The sequence below is a fragment of the Lachnobacterium bovis genome, assembly GCF_900111325.1.
Classification (GTDB): domain Bacteria; phylum Bacillota; class Clostridia; order Lachnospirales; family Lachnospiraceae; genus Roseburia; species Roseburia bovis_A.
In genome coordinates, this window is sequence record NZ_FOGW01000002.1 from 1 (window position 1) to 306 (window position 306).

Sequence of the window (306 nt, forward strand, 5' to 3'; positions counted from 1 at the left end):
GGGAGTTTGACTGGGGCGGTCGCCTCCGAAAGGGTATCGGAGGCGCTCAAAGGTTCCCTCAAAATGGTCGGAAACCATTTGAAGAGTGCAAAGGCAAAAGGGAGCTTGACTGCGACATCGACGGATGGAGCAGGTACGAAAGTAGGACTTAGTGATCCGGTGGTATGAAAGTGGGATTGCCATCGCTCAACGGATAAAAGCTACCCTGGGGATAACAGGCTTATCACTCCCAAGAGTTCACATCGACGGAGTGGTTTGGCACCTCGATGTCGGCTCATCGCATCCTGGGGCTGTAGCAGGTCCCAA

1 rRNA gene is annotated in these 306 nt (G+C 53.9%); it reads left to right on the top strand.

Annotated features, from left to right (window positions below):
- A 23S ribosomal RNA gene (locus BMY79_RS00010) occupies positions 1-306 on the top strand; the annotation flags it as partial.